13 protein-coding genes are annotated in these 17,854 nt (G+C 36.7%); 11 read left to right on the forward strand and 2 right to left on the reverse strand.

What is annotated here, in order from left to right; genetic code table 11:
• Positions 1 to 137 precede the first annotated feature (137 nt).
• The 3 genes from kduI to QUH73_RS00395 all read left to right on the forward strand — a co-directional run bounded on the left by kduI (position 138) and on the right by QUH73_RS00395 (position 3,219).
• Positions 138 to 980 (forward strand): 5-dehydro-4-deoxy-D-glucuronate isomerase, encoded by an 843-nt coding sequence (kduI, locus tag QUH73_RS00385; protein ID WP_289528462.1) that lies wholly within the window; start codon positions 138 to 140, stop codon positions 978 to 980.
• Positions 981 to 1,015: 35 nt separating this feature from the next.
• Positions 1,016 to 1,807, forward strand: a complete 792-nt coding sequence (locus QUH73_RS00390; RefSeq protein WP_289528464.1) for a gluconate 5-dehydrogenase — start codon at positions 1,016 to 1,018, stop codon at positions 1,805 to 1,807.
• Positions 1,808 to 1,950: 143 nt separating this feature from the next.
• Complete coding sequence (locus QUH73_RS00395; protein ID WP_289528465.1) at positions 1,951 to 3,219, forward strand: DUF4861 domain-containing protein; 1,269 nt, start codon at positions 1,951 to 1,953, stop codon at positions 3,217 to 3,219.
• Between the two features lie 186 nt (positions 3,220 to 3,405).
• On the opposite strand, the gene QUH73_RS00400 is transcribed toward QUH73_RS00395, so the two are convergent.
• Both QUH73_RS00400 and QUH73_RS00405 read right to left on the reverse strand, forming a co-directional pair.
• Positions 3,406 to 4,326 carry an alpha/beta hydrolase gene (locus tag QUH73_RS00400; protein WP_289528466.1) on the reverse strand — a complete coding sequence of 307 codons (921 nt, stop codon included), beginning with the start codon at positions 4,324 to 4,326 and terminating at the stop codon, positions 3,406 to 3,408.
• 89 nt (positions 4,327 to 4,415) lie between these two features.
• Positions 4,416 to 5,567 (reverse strand): hypothetical protein, encoded by a 1,152-nt coding sequence (locus QUH73_RS00405; RefSeq protein ID WP_289528467.1) that lies wholly within the window; start codon positions 5,565 to 5,567, stop codon positions 4,416 to 4,418.
• Between the two features lie 219 nt (positions 5,568 to 5,786).
• Between QUH73_RS00405 and QUH73_RS00410 the strand changes: the two genes are divergently transcribed.
• The 8 genes from QUH73_RS00410 (at position 5,787) to QUH73_RS20825 (ending at position 17,850) form a co-directional block, all read left to right on the forward strand.
• Positions 5,787 to 7,085, forward strand: coding sequence for a BNR-4 repeat-containing protein (locus QUH73_RS00410; protein ID WP_289528468.1), 1,299 nt, complete (start codon positions 5,787 to 5,789; stop codon positions 7,083 to 7,085).
• A gap of 21 nt (positions 7,086 to 7,106) precedes the next feature.
• The gene (locus QUH73_RS00415) at positions 7,107 to 8,930 is read left to right on the forward strand and encodes a glycoside hydrolase family 2 protein (RefSeq protein WP_289528469.1); all 1,824 of its coding nucleotides are present in this window, start codon (positions 7,107 to 7,109) and stop codon (positions 8,928 to 8,930) included.
• Positions 8,931 to 9,343: 413 nt separating this feature from the next.
• On the forward strand, positions 9,344 to 12,064 hold the full coding sequence (locus QUH73_RS00420) for a bifunctional YncE family protein/alkaline phosphatase family protein (protein ID WP_289528470.1): 2,721 nt from the start codon (positions 9,344 to 9,346) through the stop codon (positions 12,062 to 12,064).
• A 118-nt stretch (positions 12,065 to 12,182) separates the two neighbouring features.
• Positions 12,183 to 13,781: a beta-N-acetylhexosaminidase gene (locus tag QUH73_RS00425; protein ID WP_289528471.1), complete on the forward strand. Its 1,599-nt coding sequence runs from the start codon at positions 12,183 to 12,185 to the stop codon at positions 13,779 to 13,781.
• An 84-nt stretch (positions 13,782 to 13,865) separates the two neighbouring features.
• Positions 13,866 to 14,159: a hypothetical protein gene (locus tag QUH73_RS00430; protein ID WP_289528473.1), complete on the forward strand. Its 294-nt coding sequence runs from the start codon at positions 13,866 to 13,868 to the stop codon at positions 14,157 to 14,159.
• Positions 14,160 to 14,481: 322 nt separating this feature from the next.
• On the forward strand, positions 14,482 to 16,815 hold the full coding sequence (locus QUH73_RS00435) for a hypothetical protein (protein WP_289528474.1): 2,334 nt from the start codon (positions 14,482 to 14,484) through the stop codon (positions 16,813 to 16,815).
• A 175-nt stretch (positions 16,816 to 16,990) separates the two neighbouring features.
• On the forward strand, positions 16,991 to 17,566 hold the full coding sequence (locus tag QUH73_RS00440) for a hypothetical protein (RefSeq protein ID WP_289528475.1): 576 nt from the start codon (positions 16,991 to 16,993) through the stop codon (positions 17,564 to 17,566).
• A gap of 83 nt (positions 17,567 to 17,649) precedes the next feature.
• Positions 17,650 to 17,850, forward strand: a complete 201-nt coding sequence (locus QUH73_RS20825; protein ID WP_124992708.1) for a phospholipase D-like domain-containing protein — start codon at positions 17,650 to 17,652, stop codon at positions 17,848 to 17,850.
• Positions 17,851 to 17,854 lie beyond the last annotated feature (4 nt).

Raw genomic sequence — 17,854 nt, forward strand, 5'->3', positions numbered from 1 at the left:
TAGTTAAGAAAAAATAAAAACAGACAATCGATTGCACAGATCAATTACATTTTATTACTTTGTATTAGGCAAACGGGTAAAATCCTGCCGGACATAAATATCAAAAAAAGATTGTACTAATTTATAAAATAAAGACCATGGGTTTAAAATACGAAGAAAGATATGCAACTCATCCTGCTGATGCGAAGAGTTACGATACTAGTCGATTAAGAGATGAGTATTTGGTTCAGAATTTAATGGAAGAAGGAAGCATTAATTTGACTTACTCTCAGTACGATAGAATTATTGTAGGTGGTGCAGTTCCTGTAAAAGAAGCTTTGACATTGGAATCAATAGATCCTTTAAAGGCTGATTACTTTTTGGAAAGAAGAGAATTGGGTATTGTAAATGTTGGTGGTAAAGGAAGCGTAAGTGTTGACGGTGCAGTTTATGAATTGGATTACAAAGAAGCTCTTTATCTGGGAAAAGGAAATAAGGAAATCATTTTTGCAAGTACAGATGCGGCTTCTCCTGCTCATTTTTATTTAAACTCGGCTCCGGCACACGAGATTTTTCCAAATGTAAAAGTTGGACTCGAAGATGCTATTGTTATCGAATTGGGCGAAGCTGAAAATTCAAACCGCAGAACATTGCGCAAATTAATTGTTTCTGATACAATTAAAACCAATCAGCTGCAAATGGGAATGACTGAGTTGCATCCTGGAAGTGTTTGGAACACAATGCCGGCGCATACTCACAGCAGAAGAATGGAGGCTTACTTCTATTTTGAAGTACCAAAAGGACAGGCTATTTGTCATTTTATGGGCGATCCTAAAGAAACCCGTCACATTTGGATGGCAAATGAAGAAGCTGTTTTCTCGCCTACATGGTCGATTCACTCGGCAGCAGGAACAAGTAACTACACATTTATTTGGGGAATGGGCGGCGAAAATCTGAATTACGGCGATATGGATATTTGTCAGCCGGATGAATTGCGTTAGTATAAAATAGGTTGTATATAATTAAGATATAAGTTATGATTTTAGATTTATTTAAGTTGGACGGCAAGGTTGCTTTGGTAACCGGAGCTACTCATGGTATTGGAATGGCTATCGCTACAGCCTTGGCTGAAGCAGGTGCTCAGATTGTTGTAAATGATATTTCGAAAGAAAATCTGGATCGCGGAATTGCTGATTACGCAAAAAAAGGCATTGATTGTAAAGGTTATATTTTTGATGTAACCGATGAGGCTGCTGTAATTGCGGGTGTTGACCAAATAGAGGCAGAAGTTGGGCCAATTGGAATTTTGGTAAACAATGCTGGTATCATTATGCGTGTACCAATGCAGGATATGGAAGTGAAAGATTACCGTAAGGTAATTGATATCGACTTGGTTGGTCCTTTCATCATGGGTAAATATGTTGGACGTAAAATGATTGAGCGCCGCGAAGGTAAAATCATCAATATTTGTTCAATGATGAGTGAGTTGGGACGTAACGACGTTTGTGCTTATGCATCGGCAAAAGGAGGTTTGAAGATGTTGACTAAGAATATGGCTACCGAGTGGGCAAAATTTGGTATTCAGACCAATGGAATCGGACCTGGATATTTTGCAACATCACAAACAGCAGCTATCCGCGAAGACGGTCATCCTTTTAACGAGTTTATTATTAACAGAACACCTGCTGCCCGTTGGGGAGATCCTGAAGATTTGGGTGGAACAGCAGTATTCCTTGCATCAAAAGCATCCGATTTTGTAAACGGACATGTTGTTTATGTTGATGGTGGTATTTTGGCAACCATCGGTAAACCATCGAACGAAAAATAATAGTGAGATAAGTTAGATTATTAGTTAGTTGTGTGAAAGAGTAAGAGGGGGAATTTGAATGTCGCTGAGAAGTGGATCAAAACTCTTCTTATTCTTTTTTTTTCATCCAGTGTATTGGTTTTTAAGATCTAAATTTTTGTAAAATGAAGAGATATTGTTTTGTTATTGCCGTTTTAGCAAGCTTTTTAAGTGCATGTACTTCGTCTCCTGTTCTTCAGTTAAAGAACAATACAAGTCAGACCCGAAAAGATGCTCCTGTTGTGATTAGCAGGGTGGAAATTCAGAAATTAACAGGAGAAATTCCTAATGAGAAGATTCCTGTTGTTACTGATGAAAAAGGAATTACAATCCCTTCGCAGGTTGATGATTTAGACCGGGATGGAAAATGGGATGAACTGGCTTTGGTTTGTGATTTTGAAGCAAACGAGGTGAAAAACATGAAAATTACTTTTGTTGCTAAATCAGAGATGCCTGAATATACTATTCGCACTAATGTTCGGTTGGGAGTTGGTTCCATTGAAGGTGGATTTAAAGGTGTGGATCAGGCTGTTTCTCCCAAAGGATTTACCGGAGTTCCGATAAGTTATCAGGCCGAAAGTGTGAGTTGGGAAAATGATGTAATGGGTTTTCGTGATTATTTCGATTGTAGAAATGCAAAGGATTTATTCGGAAAGCTTCAGCCTGAAATGATAATGGATAATATCGGAACCAAAGAAAGTGTTAGTTACCACGAACTAAGCAGTTGGGGAATGGATATTTTACACGTTGGTCCATCTTTAGGAGCAGGTGGTTTGGCCTTGTTTCATCAGGATTCCTTATACCGTTTGGGATCAACTGATCGGTTCGAATTTCAACTGGTAACAAAAGGACCGGTTCGTTCCATTTTCGAATTGAATTACAGTGGTTGGAATGTAGATGGCAAAAGCCTAAGTGCACAAGAGAAAATTACTGTTTGGGCTGGTAAATATTGGTTTCAGAGTGATGTTAGCGTAGGCGGATTGGATAAAGAAGCCGAATTGGCTGTTGGGATTGTAACCAGTTACTTAAAAGAAAAGAAACCATTTTCGTTTGTTGCAAACAATCAATTCGAGGCAATTGCAACCCACGATATTCAATCAATGAACAATGACTATTTGGCAATGGGAGTTTTATTTCCATCGGATAGTAAAGTAAGAGTTGGTGATGCTCCTGTTTTGAGCGAAGCGGTAAGCAACGGAAGTCGTTTCAACCAACCGGTTGGTTTGACTCACTTTGTAACTCAGAAAATTAGTAATAACAGCAGTGTAACGCACTACTTTTTTGCTACCTGGGAGTTGGAAAATAAAAAGTGGGCAGAACAGGAAAATTTTGAAAATCTGATGAAAAGTCAGGCTGATGAATTGAGTTCACCTATTGTTGTAAGCATTAAATAAGTATTTTTTTACTGAACCCAATTTTGTATGAAGTTGTGATTTAGTACTTTTTTATATTGGATAGAGTGAGCAATGTTGTATTCGTAAGAATGTAGCATTGCTTTTTTTATGCAATTGCCAATAAAGAACAAAGCTCTGTCTGAAATTTCCACTTCAGACAGAGCTTTGCTGCGAAAATCGTTTCACTTACTTTTTGATTGATTTGCTCCAGGTGTAAAATAAATCGGTCCAGGAGCTGACATGCCCTTTATTGAAACCAAAAGAAAAGCCGTGGCCTCCGGTTGAGAAGATATGCATTTCTGCAGAAACTCCATTGCTGATTAAGCTTTCGTACATCAATAAGCTGTTTTTTACAGGCACTCCATTGTCATCTGATGCATGAATAAGAAAAGCAGGTGGTGTATCGCTGGTAACCTGTAAGTCGTTGGAGAATTTATCGACTAATTTTTCAGTTGGATTTTCCCCCAATAAATTTCGCTTCGATCCCTGATGTGTAATACCTTCTTTCATACTGATTACAGGATAGATGAGTGCCATAAAATCGGGACGGGCACTTTCTAAATCAATATCGTCAGCTGCAGGGTACATCAATTCATTATAATGTGTGCCAAGTGTTGAAGCCAGGTGTCCGCCGGCAGAAAAGCCCATTACGCCTATTTCATTTTTATTGATGTTGTACTTTTCAGCATTAAACCGGATGGTTCTTAAAGCTCTCATCGCATCTTGTAAGGGGGCTTTGTAACTTTCAATAACCGATTGGGAATCCGGCAAGCGGTATTTTAGAACAAAGGCTGTAATTCCTTTTGAATTTAACCATTTTGCCATGTCGGTACCTTCCGAATCGTATGCTAAAATTCGATACCCGCCACCAGGGCAAATAAGAACAGCCTGACCGTTTGTGTTTTTTTTGGCAGGAGTGAATACTTCTATTGTCGGCGTTTGTACTTTCGAAATCCGAACAACATCTGTTGCATTTATAACTTCTGTTTCATTTGAAACTTTGTGGTTTGGCATCTCATTCGGCCAAAGAGGAATAATGTTATTCTGACCAAATATATTGAACGAATACACACTAATAAGTAACAAGAGAAGACTTGTTTTTTTCATGATTTATATTTTATTGATTGTGAAAAATAAATTTACGATTATTCGATGAATTGCAGATGTAAAATGATGTTTCAATTCGGATGTTATTTTTATTCTGTGGTAACCAACAGCAGTTTTAAATCGGTATTGGTTCTGCTTTTGCCTTTCGCCATAAAAACGGCAGTAAAGTAGTTTGAATTTCCCAAATAGGATGCTGTGAATTTTTGCAAGGAGTCGATATTTGTGAAATATTCTACTGTTGAACAAACTCCAATATCATGATCCGAAAAGAAAACAAATTGATCGTGATTATTCGGACCTTTGTATTTAGACACAATTGAATATTCAGATACGAGTCCTTCGGTGAATAAATTAAATGTGGTGTCCTTTATGCTTGGGTGTTCCGAAAAATATAGCTTGGAATCCTTAATTTTGTAGTATTGGTTGGCTTCATTAAAAAAATGGATGAACGAATTGTTATTTTTAATTGGGCCCGCGTAAATTGTATTTCCATCTTTTAAATCAGCAATGGAAGTTTGGCTTGAAAAATGAATGTTAAAATCAGTATTGTACTTGTCGAATAAGGAGGTGATTTTTTGGCTGGTAATAGCTCCCATACCAGTCATGTACGTGTAATTGGCAGGAGAAAGTTCGTTTTTAAGCTTTGGGTTGTTGTCGCAGAACTGATAGAATTCCTCAATGCTGTTGATTGTATAATCACGGTTCCAACCAAATGCACCGGTTGCCGTATTGCCCATAACGCCAAATGCATCTCCTATAATTAGCTTCGGTTTGGTTTCATCCTCTATAAATGAATTCCATAAAATTGGCGGTTTTTGAGGTATTTTACTAATAACAAACAGCAATACAACAACCAATAGCATCAAATAAGGAATGTACTTAGAAAGCTTTAGCTTATTCGCTGCGGTTTCTTTGGTTTTTTTCATTGAAAACATCAATTGATACTGACCTTTTTCAATGTTCAGTCTGCAGTCATCTTCTTTGCCTTCGTTTTCGTAATACCGGGCAATTTTTTTTCTCAGATTATAAACATTAACCCGAACCCGGGGACTGCTTTTTTCTGTATTCTTTGATTCTCCAAAGAATTCTATTTCAATTAATTTTTCTTTTAGATCGGTGCCTTTTATTGTTTCTTCGAATAGATAGGAAAGCAAAGAACTACTTGTCGGAGCTTTGGAAAATGTTTTGCTATTCCTGATTTTTGCAATAATAAGCCGCTTGTTATCTAAAGAGATATTCATTGAAGAAGAATTTTCTGTTTTCGGGTTTGGTTTGTAATGGTTGGTTTTACAATGCTTTAGACTTAACGTTAACCGTTATAAGTACCGTTAAAGCAATGTTAAAGATAAACAAAATGCTAGGAATCGTTTCATTTGTAATAAGGATTATTGAACGCACAAATAATTTGAGTTTTTCAAATTGGAAGAATGAATGATTTTCAAATTAAAATAGTTATTAGAATGATGAAAAATAAAGTTTTCGCGGTCATCTGCTTCTTATTTATGTCAAGCCTGGTTTTAGGACAACAAAATACATTGACAAATGACGGTGCCTGGTGTTGGTTTTCTGCACCTGGAGCAATTTACAAACACAATGGAAAGGCTGAAATTGTAACTGGTTGGGTCACTTCCGATGGATCGATTGAAGCTGCGACTTTGAATCTGGAAACTAAAACGAGTTACATTCAAACGGTAAGTCCGAAATTGGATAGAGACGATCATGCCAATCCTTCTTTTATTGAGTTGAACAACAAAGATGTGCTGATGTTTTATACCAAGCATTTCGATCAGGCTGTGCGCATGAATAAATTGTCGGCAACAGGAGATTCAAAAGATTTTGGAGCAACTTCCTTTAAAGAGGTGTTTAGCGAGGAGCAGTTTAAGTTGTATCCGCGAAAGTGTGTTACTTATGCAAACCCGATCGCTTTAAAAAAGGAAAAGAACAGATTGTTTTGTTTTGGACGTTGGACAGGATTTAAACCCAACATGATGTGGTCGGATGATAATGGCGAAACTTTTAATCCGGCTCAGGTTTTTATTACGAACCAACCATTTAACGATGACAATCGCCCCTATGTTCGCTACTATTCCGATGGGAAATCTAAAATTCACATCATATTTACCGATGGACATCCGCGAAAAGAACCAACCAATTCTGTTTATTACGCTTGTTACGAAAAGGGTGCATTCTGGAGAGCTGATGGAACAAAAATTTGTGATTTAAATCAGATTCCTTTTGAGCCTAAAGAAGCAACAGTAGTTTATAAGGCAACAAAAGAAACTGGAAGAGCTTGGGTTTACGATGTTACAGCTGATAAAAAAGGGAATCCGGTTATTTTATATGCTTGTTATCCGAAAGAAACGGAACATTTATATCACTACGCTCAATATATAAAAGGGGAATGGGTCGATAATGAGATTTGTAATTCGGGGAAATGGTTTCCTCAAACACCCGAAGGAAAAACGGAACGGGAACCGCATTATTCTGCGGGTTTAACTTTTCATCCATTAAAGCCTAATACAATTTATTTATCGAGAAATGTGAACGGAGTTTTTGAAATTGAGAAAAGAGTCACTTCAGATTTTGGTAAAACCTGGGAAGTAACTCCAATTACGCAGCATTCGAAATATGATAATGTTCGTCCTATTGTTCCTAAAAACATGAAAAAAGGCGATAAAACAGTTTTGTTGTGGATGGTAAACGAGAAGTACATTCATTACACGGATTTTAAAAGCAGAATTGAATATTTTCTGGATTAGAAATCATTAAACGATACAATTATGAGAATCACGAAATTTATATCGGTAATAGTTATTGGCCTGTTGTTTGGGGGCGGTAATTTATTTGCGCAGGAGGCATTTCTTACAAATGTAAACGGCAGAACAAATCAAAGTCTAAACGGAAAATGGAAATACATTTTGGATCAGTATGAAACCGGGCAGATTGGTTTTAGTCCTTTGTATAAAAACAGCAAAGCAAAATCGAAGAGCGATAGGGTGGAGTACAGTTTTGATGACGCACAAACTTTATGGGTTCCCGGTTCCTGGAATTCGCAAAAAAAAGAGCTGTATTATTACGAAGGAAGTATTTGGTTCCGAAAAACCTTCGATTACCAGCCCAAGCATAAAAACTCCAGAATATTTATATATGTGGGGGCAGCAAACTATAAAACTACCTTTTCATTTAATGGGAAAAAATTGGGTGTGCACGAAGGTGGATTTACTCCCTTTAGTTTTGAGGTAACCGATTTGCTAAAAGAGCAGGATAATTTTTTGATTTTAGGAGTTAGTAACCGACGTGAGAAGGATTATATTCCAGCCATGGTAACCGATTGGTACAATCATGGAGGAATTACCCGCGATGTGAAAATTGTGGAGGTTCCTCAAACCTATATCGATGATTACACACTGGTTTTGCAAAAGGAATCGTTGAATAAAAAAACGCGTGTGGTGAAAGGTTCTGTTCAGCTTGCCGGCAGTGATTATCCTGACAAGGCAAAAATTGAAATTAAGGAATTAGGAGTGGTTACCGAAGTTTCCATAAACAAAGAGGGAAGAGGCGAGTTTGCATTTAGCTCAAAAAAGATGAGCTTGTGGTCGCCCGAAAATCCTAAGCTTTACGATGTAAAACTGGTTGCCGGAGAAGATGAGCTTACCGATAGAATTGGCTTTAGAACTGTAGAAACACAGGGAAAAGAAATCCTGTTAAATGGGAAGCCGGTTTTTCTTCGCGGCGTTTCCATTCATGATGAAAATCCGGTTCGAAGAGATAGGGCGCACTCAATGGATGATGCAAAGCTGTTGTTGGGTTGGGCAAAGGAAATGGATTGTAATTTTGCCCGCTTGGCACATTACCCGCATCAGGAAAATATTGTTCGTCTGGCCGATGAAATGGGAATTTTACTTTGGGAAGAATTGCCATTGTATTGGGGAATCGACTGGAAGAGTGAAGAGGTTTTGAAAAAGGCGGAAACTCAATATGCCGAGTTAATCAGAAGAGACAAAAACAGAGCGGCCACCATAATCTGGTCCATTGCAAATGAAACGGTACCCGGCGAAGCGCGAAATCACTTTTTAAGAGAAGTGGCTTCACATGTGCGTTCGTTGGACAGTACCCGTTTGTTGAGTGCGGCCTGCAAAAAAGATGGTTGGGAAGATGGACTGGCCGGTGATAATTACAAAGTGAGTGATCCGATTGCCGAAGTTTTTGATATTGTAAGTTTTAATGAATATCAGGGATGGTACGGCGGATCGCCTGAAACCTGCCGGAACAAACGCTTCACAATAGAATACAATAAGCCGGTAATTATTAGTGAGTTTGGCGGTGGTGCTTTGGAAGGATTTCATGCCGATAAGGAAACGCGTTGGAGTGAAGAATATCAGGAGTATATGTATCAGGAGAATTTGGCCATGTTCGATAAAATTGAAGGTGTAGTTGGATTAACACCATGGATTTTGGTCGATTTTATGACACCACTCCGCCAGTTGCCCGATGTGCAGGATGGCTGGAACAGAAAAGGATTGGTTTCGGAGTCGGGAGCCAAGAAAAAGGCTTTCTATATTATGCAGAACTATTACAAAAAGAAAAAAGAGGAGTACAAATAAAAAACGGAGATAAGTTTAGTATCGATAAGGGTATCAATACCAAATTAACATCAAAACATGCCTTATAAAATGTTTCTTTTCAGCTATATCTTCGTTAAAAAAGATGCATCGTAACATGGCTATGCTTTACTTTTTCGCCTCGATACAGCTAAAAATTAATTCATTTTAATTAAAGTCTATTTTGAAATTAAATTGGTATAATCACAATAAGGAGCGTTGATTTTTTTTTCAACGCTCTTTTTTTGCGGTATATGTCTCGTCCTAAAATAGCCTTACACAAAAAGTAATGTTATGTGAAAAGTTAATGTAAAATTGATCAGAATTTAATCTTGTTTTTTGAATTGTGAGGCATATATTCTATAGGTTTATAGCTGAATCTATTTCTAACATTTTTCATCATTCAATACAATTCCATGAATTTTAAATTTTTTACGGCTGCAATTCTTATCGTACTGTTTATTGGGTGCAAAAATTCTGTGAAAACAGTAAAAATATTACAAGTGCCGGGGAAAGATCAATTTTGTAAGATTGACAAAGAAGGAGTGTCGGTGCTTCCAAGTGGTCGCTATGTGACTCCTGCAGGTGAAGTTATCCCCATCACCAACGATCCGTATGGAATGGCAATCTCACCAGATGGAAAAAAAGCCGTAACCCTGCACAATGGTGTCATCACGATTATCGATTTAATGCAGGTAACAGCACAGCGAATACCTGATTACGAAGGAAAAATACCTTCTCCTTTATCCAAAGGTTCATTTTTAGGTGTTGCTTTTTCCCTCGATTCAAAATATGTGTATTTAAGCGGAGGAGACAAAGGCGATGTAGTTATTTATGATGTTGAGAAACTGAAAAAGACAGATGATATTTCATTGAATGGGAAAGTGAATGGCACAGATTATCAGGATAGTTTTACATCCGATTTGATGATGAATCCCGATAAAAACGAATTGCTGGTATTGGACAGGGCTAATTTCAGAATGGTTCGTGTCGATTTGGCCACTAAAAAGCTAACTGCTTCGGTTAAGGTTGGCCGCCAACCTTTCGGCATTGCTTTAAGTCCCGACAAAAAACAAGCTTTGGTTGCCAATGTGGGGATGTATTCTTACCCTCTTATTACAGGAGCAACACCCGAAAACATTCAAAACCTTTTGATTTCGCACCATCCTTACGGAAACAATACACCCGAATCGGTTCATGGAACATTGGTAGAAGGCAAACAGATTCCAGGTCTGGGCAGTCCGAATCATCCTGATGCCATGAGTGTGTTTACAATTGATCTGGAAAAAAATGAGGTAATTAATAAATTTAAAACAGGATATTTAATTGGAGAAACAGTAGAAGATGCCGAAGTTGTTGGTGGTGCAAGTCCGAACTCAATTGCTGTGGGAAAACAATTTGCCTATGTAACCAATGCCACCAACGATAACATTACAATAATAGATCATACCAGCCAAAAAATAGTCGGACATATCCCTATTCAGGTTGATCAACGTATTGATAAGCTTAGAGGTTTGCTGCCATTTGGAATTACAATGACCAAAGATGAAAAGACCCTGTATGTTGCCCTTTTGGGATTTAATGCCGTTGCTGTAATCGATGTGCCGGGCAAAACAACCAAAGGTTTAATTCCTTCGGGCTGGGGACCAACCAGAGTGGAGTTGTCGAACGACGAAAAAAATATTTACATCATTACCTGCCGGGGTTGGGGAGCAGGTCCCAATGGTGGGGTCGGTTTTGTACCGCCTGTTCAGGGCAGTTCGGTGAGTGAAATTCAGTTGGGGAGTTTTCAAAAAGTACAGGTGCCCGGCGTTGATGAACTGGCCCGCTATACCAAACAATCGATCGATAATACATTTATTGAAACAACTATTGAAGAGGATGGAAAAAACCCTCTGCCTGAATTGCCCGGATTGCGCCAAAGTCCGATTAAACATGTGGTGTATATCACCAAGGAAAACAGAACCTACGATGAGATTTTCGGTCAGTTGAAAGTTGCTGCCGGCGACAGTACATTGGCACGGTATGGTACTAACAATACTTACACATTGCCCGACTCTCTTCAAAATCAGTTTCCCAATCTGCGTATTTCACCCAATCACATAAAAGCGGCCAAACAATTTTCTTTTTCAGACAATTACTATTGCGACAGCGATGCATCCGTACATGGTCATCATTGGTTGGTTGGGGTAATTCCCAATGAATGGGTCGAATCCAATGCCAGTACAGACAAAACAGCTATGCCTTTTTCGAAAGCCGAAGGACGACGCTTTCCGAAAACAATCGGAAGTGTAGATCCGGAAGATTATGCTGAAATAGGCGGACTTTGGGAGGCCTTGGAACGACAGCAGATAGAATTCTACAATTTCGGACAGGCCAACGAAAGCGGGCACGAACGCGAGGCATGGTACGATACCAATACAGGTGCTGCTCATGGCGTAATGATTCCCATGCAAAATGCCTTGTTCACAAGAACCAGTCATAATTATGCCGGTTACAACACGTCCATTCCCGATCAATACCGAATGGATCAGTTCGAATTGGAATTTACGAAGAAATGGATAGACAGCAACGACGAAATGCCTCCTTTCATCACCATGATGATTCCCAACGATCATGGTGCAAGTCCTAATGCCGAACAAGGATATCCGTACCGCCAGTCGTATATGGTCGACAATGATTTGGCTGTTGGCCGTGTACTGCATTTTTTATCGCGGACAAAATACTGGAAAGATATGCTCGTAATTATCACCGAAGATGATCCTCAGGGAGGAGTGGATCATATTGATGCTCACCGTTCTGTTTTGATGATGGCAGGGCCGTATGTAAAGCATGGATATGTTTCGCATACTCATGCCAATTTTGGAGCTATATTGAAAACCATATACAATATTTTAAATGTTCCCTATGTGAATCATTTCGACCTAACCGGTTCGTTATTACAGGATTTTTTTACGGATAAACCCGATTTTACGCCCTATACATTGGAACTTCACGATAACCGGATTTATGATGCCGAACTGTCGATGAAGAAATACCATAAAACCATCGACTGGAGAAAGATTGAGCAAGGGCCTGAAATGGATAATGTAGAAGATGCCCGCGAAGATTTTACAAAAAACAATACCGAGGAATAGAATGCATTGCCAATTTAAAATGAATTAAATTTCAAATATATTTTAAAAGATGAGTTTTGATGTTAATTTGGTATCCGCTTATTTTTACAAGCGAAACAAACTTTTAAGCATCATTTTTATGAACAAACGAATTCTCCTGATACAAGCTTTGCTTGTTTCACTCTTGCTTTTTTCATGCAAAAAACCAACTCCTAAGGATTTGGCAAAAGAAAATTTAATTCCTCAGCCTGCCAGTCTTCTTGCAACGGGCAGCTCTTTCGACTGGACTGCGAAAACAAAAATTTATGTGCAGGAAAAGCAGGAGGGCAGCCAACAAGTAGCAAATTATTTGGCAAAGCTGATTGCTCCGTCAACGGGATTTACTACCGAAGTGAAAAGAGTAACAAATCCGGCAGATAAAAAAGGAATTGTTCTGATTCTGTCGGATGATACTATTTCCGGTGATGAAGCGTACACATTAAAGATTACTGAAAAAAGAGTTGTTCTGGAAGCGCATCAGCCAGCCGGATTGTTTCGGGGAGTGCAAACCATCAGACAACTGCTGCCGGCAAAAATAGAATTGGATAGTGTACAAGCAGGGCCTTGGGAACTGGCCAGCGGTATTATTCAGGATGCACCAAATTACCAGTATCGTGGAGCAATGCTGGATGTGGCACGTCATTTTTTTGGAGTTGAAGATGTAAAGCGGTTTATTGATTTGATTGCAGCATACAAAATGAATGTGCTGCATCTGCACCTTACCGATGATCAGGGCTGGAGAATCGAAATCAAGTCGTGGCCCAATTTAACAACTCATGGCGGAAGTACACAGGTTGACGGCGAAAAAGGTGGGTTTTACACTCAGAATCAGTACTGCGAAATTGTAAACTATGCACAGGAAAGATTTATAACTGTTATCCCCGAGATTGATATGCCAGGGCACACCAATGCTGCTTTGGCTTCCTACGCCTGTTTAAATGCCAATAACAAGGTTACCGATTTGTACACCGGCACCAATGTTGGTTTTAGTACGTTGGCCACCGATAAGGAAATCACCTACAAATTTATTGATGATGTGATTGGCGAATTGGCAGCCCTTACACCAGGTGAATACATCCACATTGGCGGCGACGAGTCGAATGCAACCAAAAAGAAAGATTACATCAGCTTTGTGAATCGGGTGCAGAAAATTGTAAGCAGTCACAAGAAAAAAATGATTGGGTGGGCCGATGTGGCTGCTGCCGAATTGGAAGAAAACTCTCTGGCTCAATTTTGGCAAACCAAGCCAGATAATGCAATAAAGGCCGTAAATCAAAATGTAAAAATCATTATGTCGCCGGCCAACCGTGCTTACCTCGACATGCAATACGATTCCATTTGTCCGTTAGGCTTGCATTGGGCGGGTTATGTGGATGTGAAAAAGGCTTACGAGTGGAGCATTGAAAACTTTGCGGAAGGCATCAGTAAAGAAAATATTGTAGGAATTGAAGCACCATTATGGGGAGAAACGATTGAAACAATGGATGACATTGAATACCTTGTTTTCCCAAGATTGCCGGGCTACGCCGAATTAGGATGGTCGAAGAACACCAACAAAAGCTGGGACGAGTATAGGATTCGTTTGGGAAAACAGAAAGAACGTTTTGGGTACATGAACATCAACTATTACCAATCGCCCTTAATTCCATGGGCTGATCGAGGAAACGAAAAAATAATACAACAGAAGGAAAAGAAATAATTAGTAGTGTTTCTGTAAAATTGGAAACTTTACTCAAAGTATTTCGTAGAACCATTCACCGTTAACATTTTAAATAACAATAAGATGTATACAAACTTATCTGAAATACAAAAACAATATTTTTATAATTTGTGTGGTGAAACTCATCAATCATCAGAAACAAAAGGGCGTTTTAAAACAAGTAAGCCGTATAACAATGAGTATTATAAATTCTCTCCCTGGGGATTTGAATATTTTTTTGATGCAGAAAAAGGTTATCTGATATGTATATTGTCTCATCATATGACTGACAACCGAATTTATGGTTGGGATCATCGGGGGAATGAATTATCAGATTATATCATTTCTGAATATTTTAAAAGGAATAATGTAGCTTAAAAAATAAATATTTGTGTAGAACAGATGTAACAAAAGTAAATGTAAAGTTTACCCGACTCTTTTAAAGAGCCGGGTTTTTTATTTGTGGGAATATATGTCTTTTTATGTTGCTTGAAAAGCAGTTGTAAATTTTGCGATATAAATGTTTTGTTAGCTAGTTTGAGTTTCGTAGATTCGGAAGGTGAAAATGAGAAAAGTGTTTTTATTGCTCTATAAGGGGTGGTAATTACACCTTATTTATCTAGATGTAGATGAAATAAAGCCCATGGCTTTATTTAGAAGAAATAAGTAAGGAAATCTCCTAATCATAAAAAAAAATGAAATGCCTGTTAGTAGGAAAAGGAAAAAAAAGAAAAACGCAAAGATTAACAAGAAGGTTTACAAACCATATGAAGTTGTAAAACAGGAATTCGTAAGAATTGAAAATCCTTTTCCTGAAGATATTCCCTTTGAAAAGAGATTAGAAATAATTATTGAAATTGGGAATAAATCAAAGGAAGAATATGAAAAAGAATATGAAAATCTAATCGGATATTTTAAGGCATACAATTCATTATATCTTTGCTCATTTTGTGCTTATTATTTTGGGAAGCATGAAGAAGGAATTGATAGAGAAGCAATAGACGGTTTTCTTGATTTCCCTCCTTTTTATCTAGAAATATTACAATGCGTCGCATTGATGACAGAGAAAGTTATCTCTGCAAAACCACTAAATGAAAAAATAACTGATTTTGAATCAACTATAAAAAATCTAAATAAATCCCAGTCTGCAAGTTATTTTAAATTAGTAGAGAAAGCATCAAGTCAAGAGGATATAAGTGCTATAGTACTTAGGACAGAAATGATGGTACATACATTAGCAGTTAGAAACTGGGCGTATGTTCATCAAATGGATGAAATCACCTTAGAATTAGCAAATCTTGTAGAGACTGTGTTTAAAGATAGTATTGGCTTTATACCAAGTCATATGTTAGATTTATTATCAGGAATTATTGAATTGAATGAAAATAAATTAAATAATCACCTTAAAAAAACACGTAGTTTTATAATACCTAAAAAATGTGATGGTGTTTTCACTAAATATGAAGAAGCATTTCCACATGTCGTTAAAACAAATGCTACTCAAAGAGAAGAAATTTGGACTCGTGTAGGCAAGAATATTAAAAATCTTAAGACAATGTTTTTAGCACATTCAGATTATTCTTTGTCTGATGTCTATTCTCATAGTATTACAGAGGTGTCTAACTATTTATCAGATAAAATATCGGAAATCGAGATTTCAAACATTTTAGATAAACTAAGTTACCAATTAGGTGAGTTGTCTGAGATAAACAGGGATTTTATATTTTTAGATAATCCTGTTCATTTAAAACCGTTTATTAAGACAGACGAAGAAAAATATTTTTCTATAATACCACATATGTTTAGTCATATTGCATTAGATATTCTTGAATCTTTTATAACAGAAAATTCAAAAATAAAGAAGCAGTATCTTTCAGTTAAAGGCAAATATTTGGAAGAAAAGGTCGAAAATTTAATGAGAAAATCATTCCCAAAAGCACAAGTATTCAAGGGAAGTTTATGGAAACGGAACGATGATGATAAATTATATGAGAATGATTTATTAGTACTAATTGAAGAGTTTGCTATAATTATTGAGTGTAAGTCTGGAGCGATATCTCCTCCTGCCAAGAGAGGTGCTCCAGAACGTCTTTTTAAAACTATGAAGGAATTAGTTGTAGAGCCTTCCGAACAAGCAATTCGTTTCCGGAATTTTTTAAAAGAAAATCCTAAACTTCATAAATTAAAAACTAAATCAGGAACCGTAAATAATATTGATAGCTCAAAAATTAGATTTTATGTTCCATTAGGGGTAACACTTTCAAATCTAGGTTTTATTGGCTGTAATTTAAAGAAACTGATATCTGCTAACATTATATCTCATAAACTAAGCGAACTTGCACCATCAATAAGCTATACAGACCTAGAAATTATTTTTGAGGTTTTGACTACACAAGCTGAAAAAATACATTATCTATCACGCAGAAGAGAATTTGAAGCTCATGTTAATTTTCAAGGTGATGAAATGGATTTATTTGGTTTCTATTTGGATAATGGTTTTAATATTGGGGAAACTGAGTTTGATGAGAATTTTCACATAGATTTGACTTTAAAATCAAAAGAACTAGACCCATATTTTATTGGAAAACATAGAAATGTTAAAGTAGAGAAGCCAACATTACAAAAAACAGAATATTGGTCTGACCTTTTAACGAAAATTGAGTCGAGTTCTAAAAACTGGTTAGTTTCCTCATTTATTTTATTGAATCAGCCAAAAGAAAACCAAATTGAATATGAAAAGAAACTAAAGCAATTAATGGGCATGGTCATAAATGATGAGTGTGAAAAAAAACACAATTATTTATTTATGCATTTTGGACCTGAAAGAAGAAAATATATACTTGTTGGCTACCCATATAAAGATACAGATAAAGAAACAAGAGATGGAATTATAAATGACATTGTAGGTCAAATTGAAGAAGAGGAAAATGTAAAAGGATACTTGATTATTGGATACAATTTAAATTCATCAAATTATCCATATTCAGTATTAGCAGGAAGTATGAAAACTAGATTATTTGATAAATTGGACTAAAAAACCAGTTGCTAACAAGCTGACATAAAACATTGCGAAGATAGTGGTGTGCTTGAACGAAATAACATTTAATCAATAGAGTATCTGGATGGTGAATTTGTGTTTGAAAATGCGCAACGTTTCATGCCAACATATGTTTAGCAAACATTAGAAGGATGAAGAATCAATACAAAATATGAGAGAGGTTATAAAAACAGAAATACTAAATAATTTCAAGGATTTTTCAAGTGGGGTTGGTGCTAGCCTAAAAATTCCAACTAAATTGGATATTGACTCTGGTGGAGCATTACAGTATCTTACAATAAATATTGAGAAAGAACTTGATAATAGTAAAATTGTTATTAATCAAACATTTTCATATCTGTTTAGCCAGCCAGAGGAATTAGTAGCTCAAACTGGATTAATCTTAACTATTAAGAAAACTGTTCGGTCAGATTTTTATCTTCACTTTTGGCAACGTGAATTAATGGATCGGATATTTTCAAAAGACAGAATTAATTCAGGAAACCCAATTTTTAATAAAACGTTTTCAGTCAGGAGCAATAATCCGAACATTGTAAATTCAATATTTACAAACTCGAATGTTCAAGATTTATTTTTGAATAATAAGTTCTTAGTTTTTAATGTAAATTCTAACGGAAGAGAAATTAAGATTAAACTTAAAAATATGGTACTGAAAAAGTATGAAACTGAAGAGATTGAGAATTATCATAACAATTTATTGTTTATAAACAATTTGATTAAAGTATAAAATTTCCTTTGTTAACAAAGGATATAGTGCATTTGGCAGATAGCGCTAGTTGGAACCTATTTTGATATAAGTTCAGTAAATTAATGCAGAATAAGTTTTGCATAATTGATTTTGAAAAAGTGATTTATGGTTCGTACAATTGGACTAATAAAGCCCAATATAATGATGAAACTATATCAATAATTGACAGGCGTTTGGAGTCAAAAAAGTTTGCAGAACAATTTTTAAAAATTAAACTTGAAATTAAAAAGCAAAATTGGACAGTAATTTATTTAGGGAATTAAAAAC

The sequence above is a fragment of the Labilibaculum sp. K2S genome (genome assembly GCF_030372765.1).
GTDB lineage: Bacteria > Bacteroidota > Bacteroidia > Bacteroidales > Marinifilaceae > Labilibaculum.

Coding starts and splice junctions, on each gene's coding strand:
- kduI (WP_289528462.1), top strand. CDS start 138: ATGGGTTTAAAATACGAAGAAAGATATGCAACTCATCCTGCTGATGCG.
- QUH73_RS00390 (WP_289528464.1), top strand. CDS start 1,016: ATGATTTTAGATTTATTTAAGTTGGACGGCAAGGTTGCTTTGGTAACC.
- QUH73_RS00395 (WP_289528465.1), top strand. CDS start 1,951: ATGAAGAGATATTGTTTTGTTATTGCCGTTTTAGCAAGCTTTTTAAGT.
- QUH73_RS00400 (WP_289528466.1), bottom strand. CDS start 4,326: ATGAAAAAAACAAGTCTTCTCTTGTTACTTATTAGTGTGTATTCGTTC.
- QUH73_RS00405 (WP_289528467.1), bottom strand. CDS start 5,567: ATGAATATCTCTTTAGATAACAAGCGGCTTATTATTGCAAAAATCAGG.
- QUH73_RS00410 (WP_289528468.1), top strand. CDS start 5,787: ATGATGAAAAATAAAGTTTTCGCGGTCATCTGCTTCTTATTTATGTCA.
- QUH73_RS00415 (WP_289528469.1), top strand. CDS start 7,107: ATGAGAATCACGAAATTTATATCGGTAATAGTTATTGGCCTGTTGTTT.
- QUH73_RS00420 (WP_289528470.1), top strand. CDS start 9,344: ATGAATTTTAAATTTTTTACGGCTGCAATTCTTATCGTACTGTTTATT.
- QUH73_RS00425 (WP_289528471.1), top strand. CDS start 12,183: ATGAACAAACGAATTCTCCTGATACAAGCTTTGCTTGTTTCACTCTTG.
- QUH73_RS00430 (WP_289528473.1), top strand. CDS start 13,866: ATGTATACAAACTTATCTGAAATACAAAAACAATATTTTTATAATTTG.
- QUH73_RS00435 (WP_289528474.1), top strand. CDS start 14,482: ATGCCTGTTAGTAGGAAAAGGAAAAAAAAGAAAAACGCAAAGATTAAC.
- QUH73_RS00440 (WP_289528475.1), top strand. CDS start 16,991: ATGAGAGAGGTTATAAAAACAGAAATACTAAATAATTTCAAGGATTTT.
- QUH73_RS20825 (WP_124992708.1), top strand. CDS start 17,650: ATGCAGAATAAGTTTTGCATAATTGATTTTGAAAAAGTGATTTATGGT.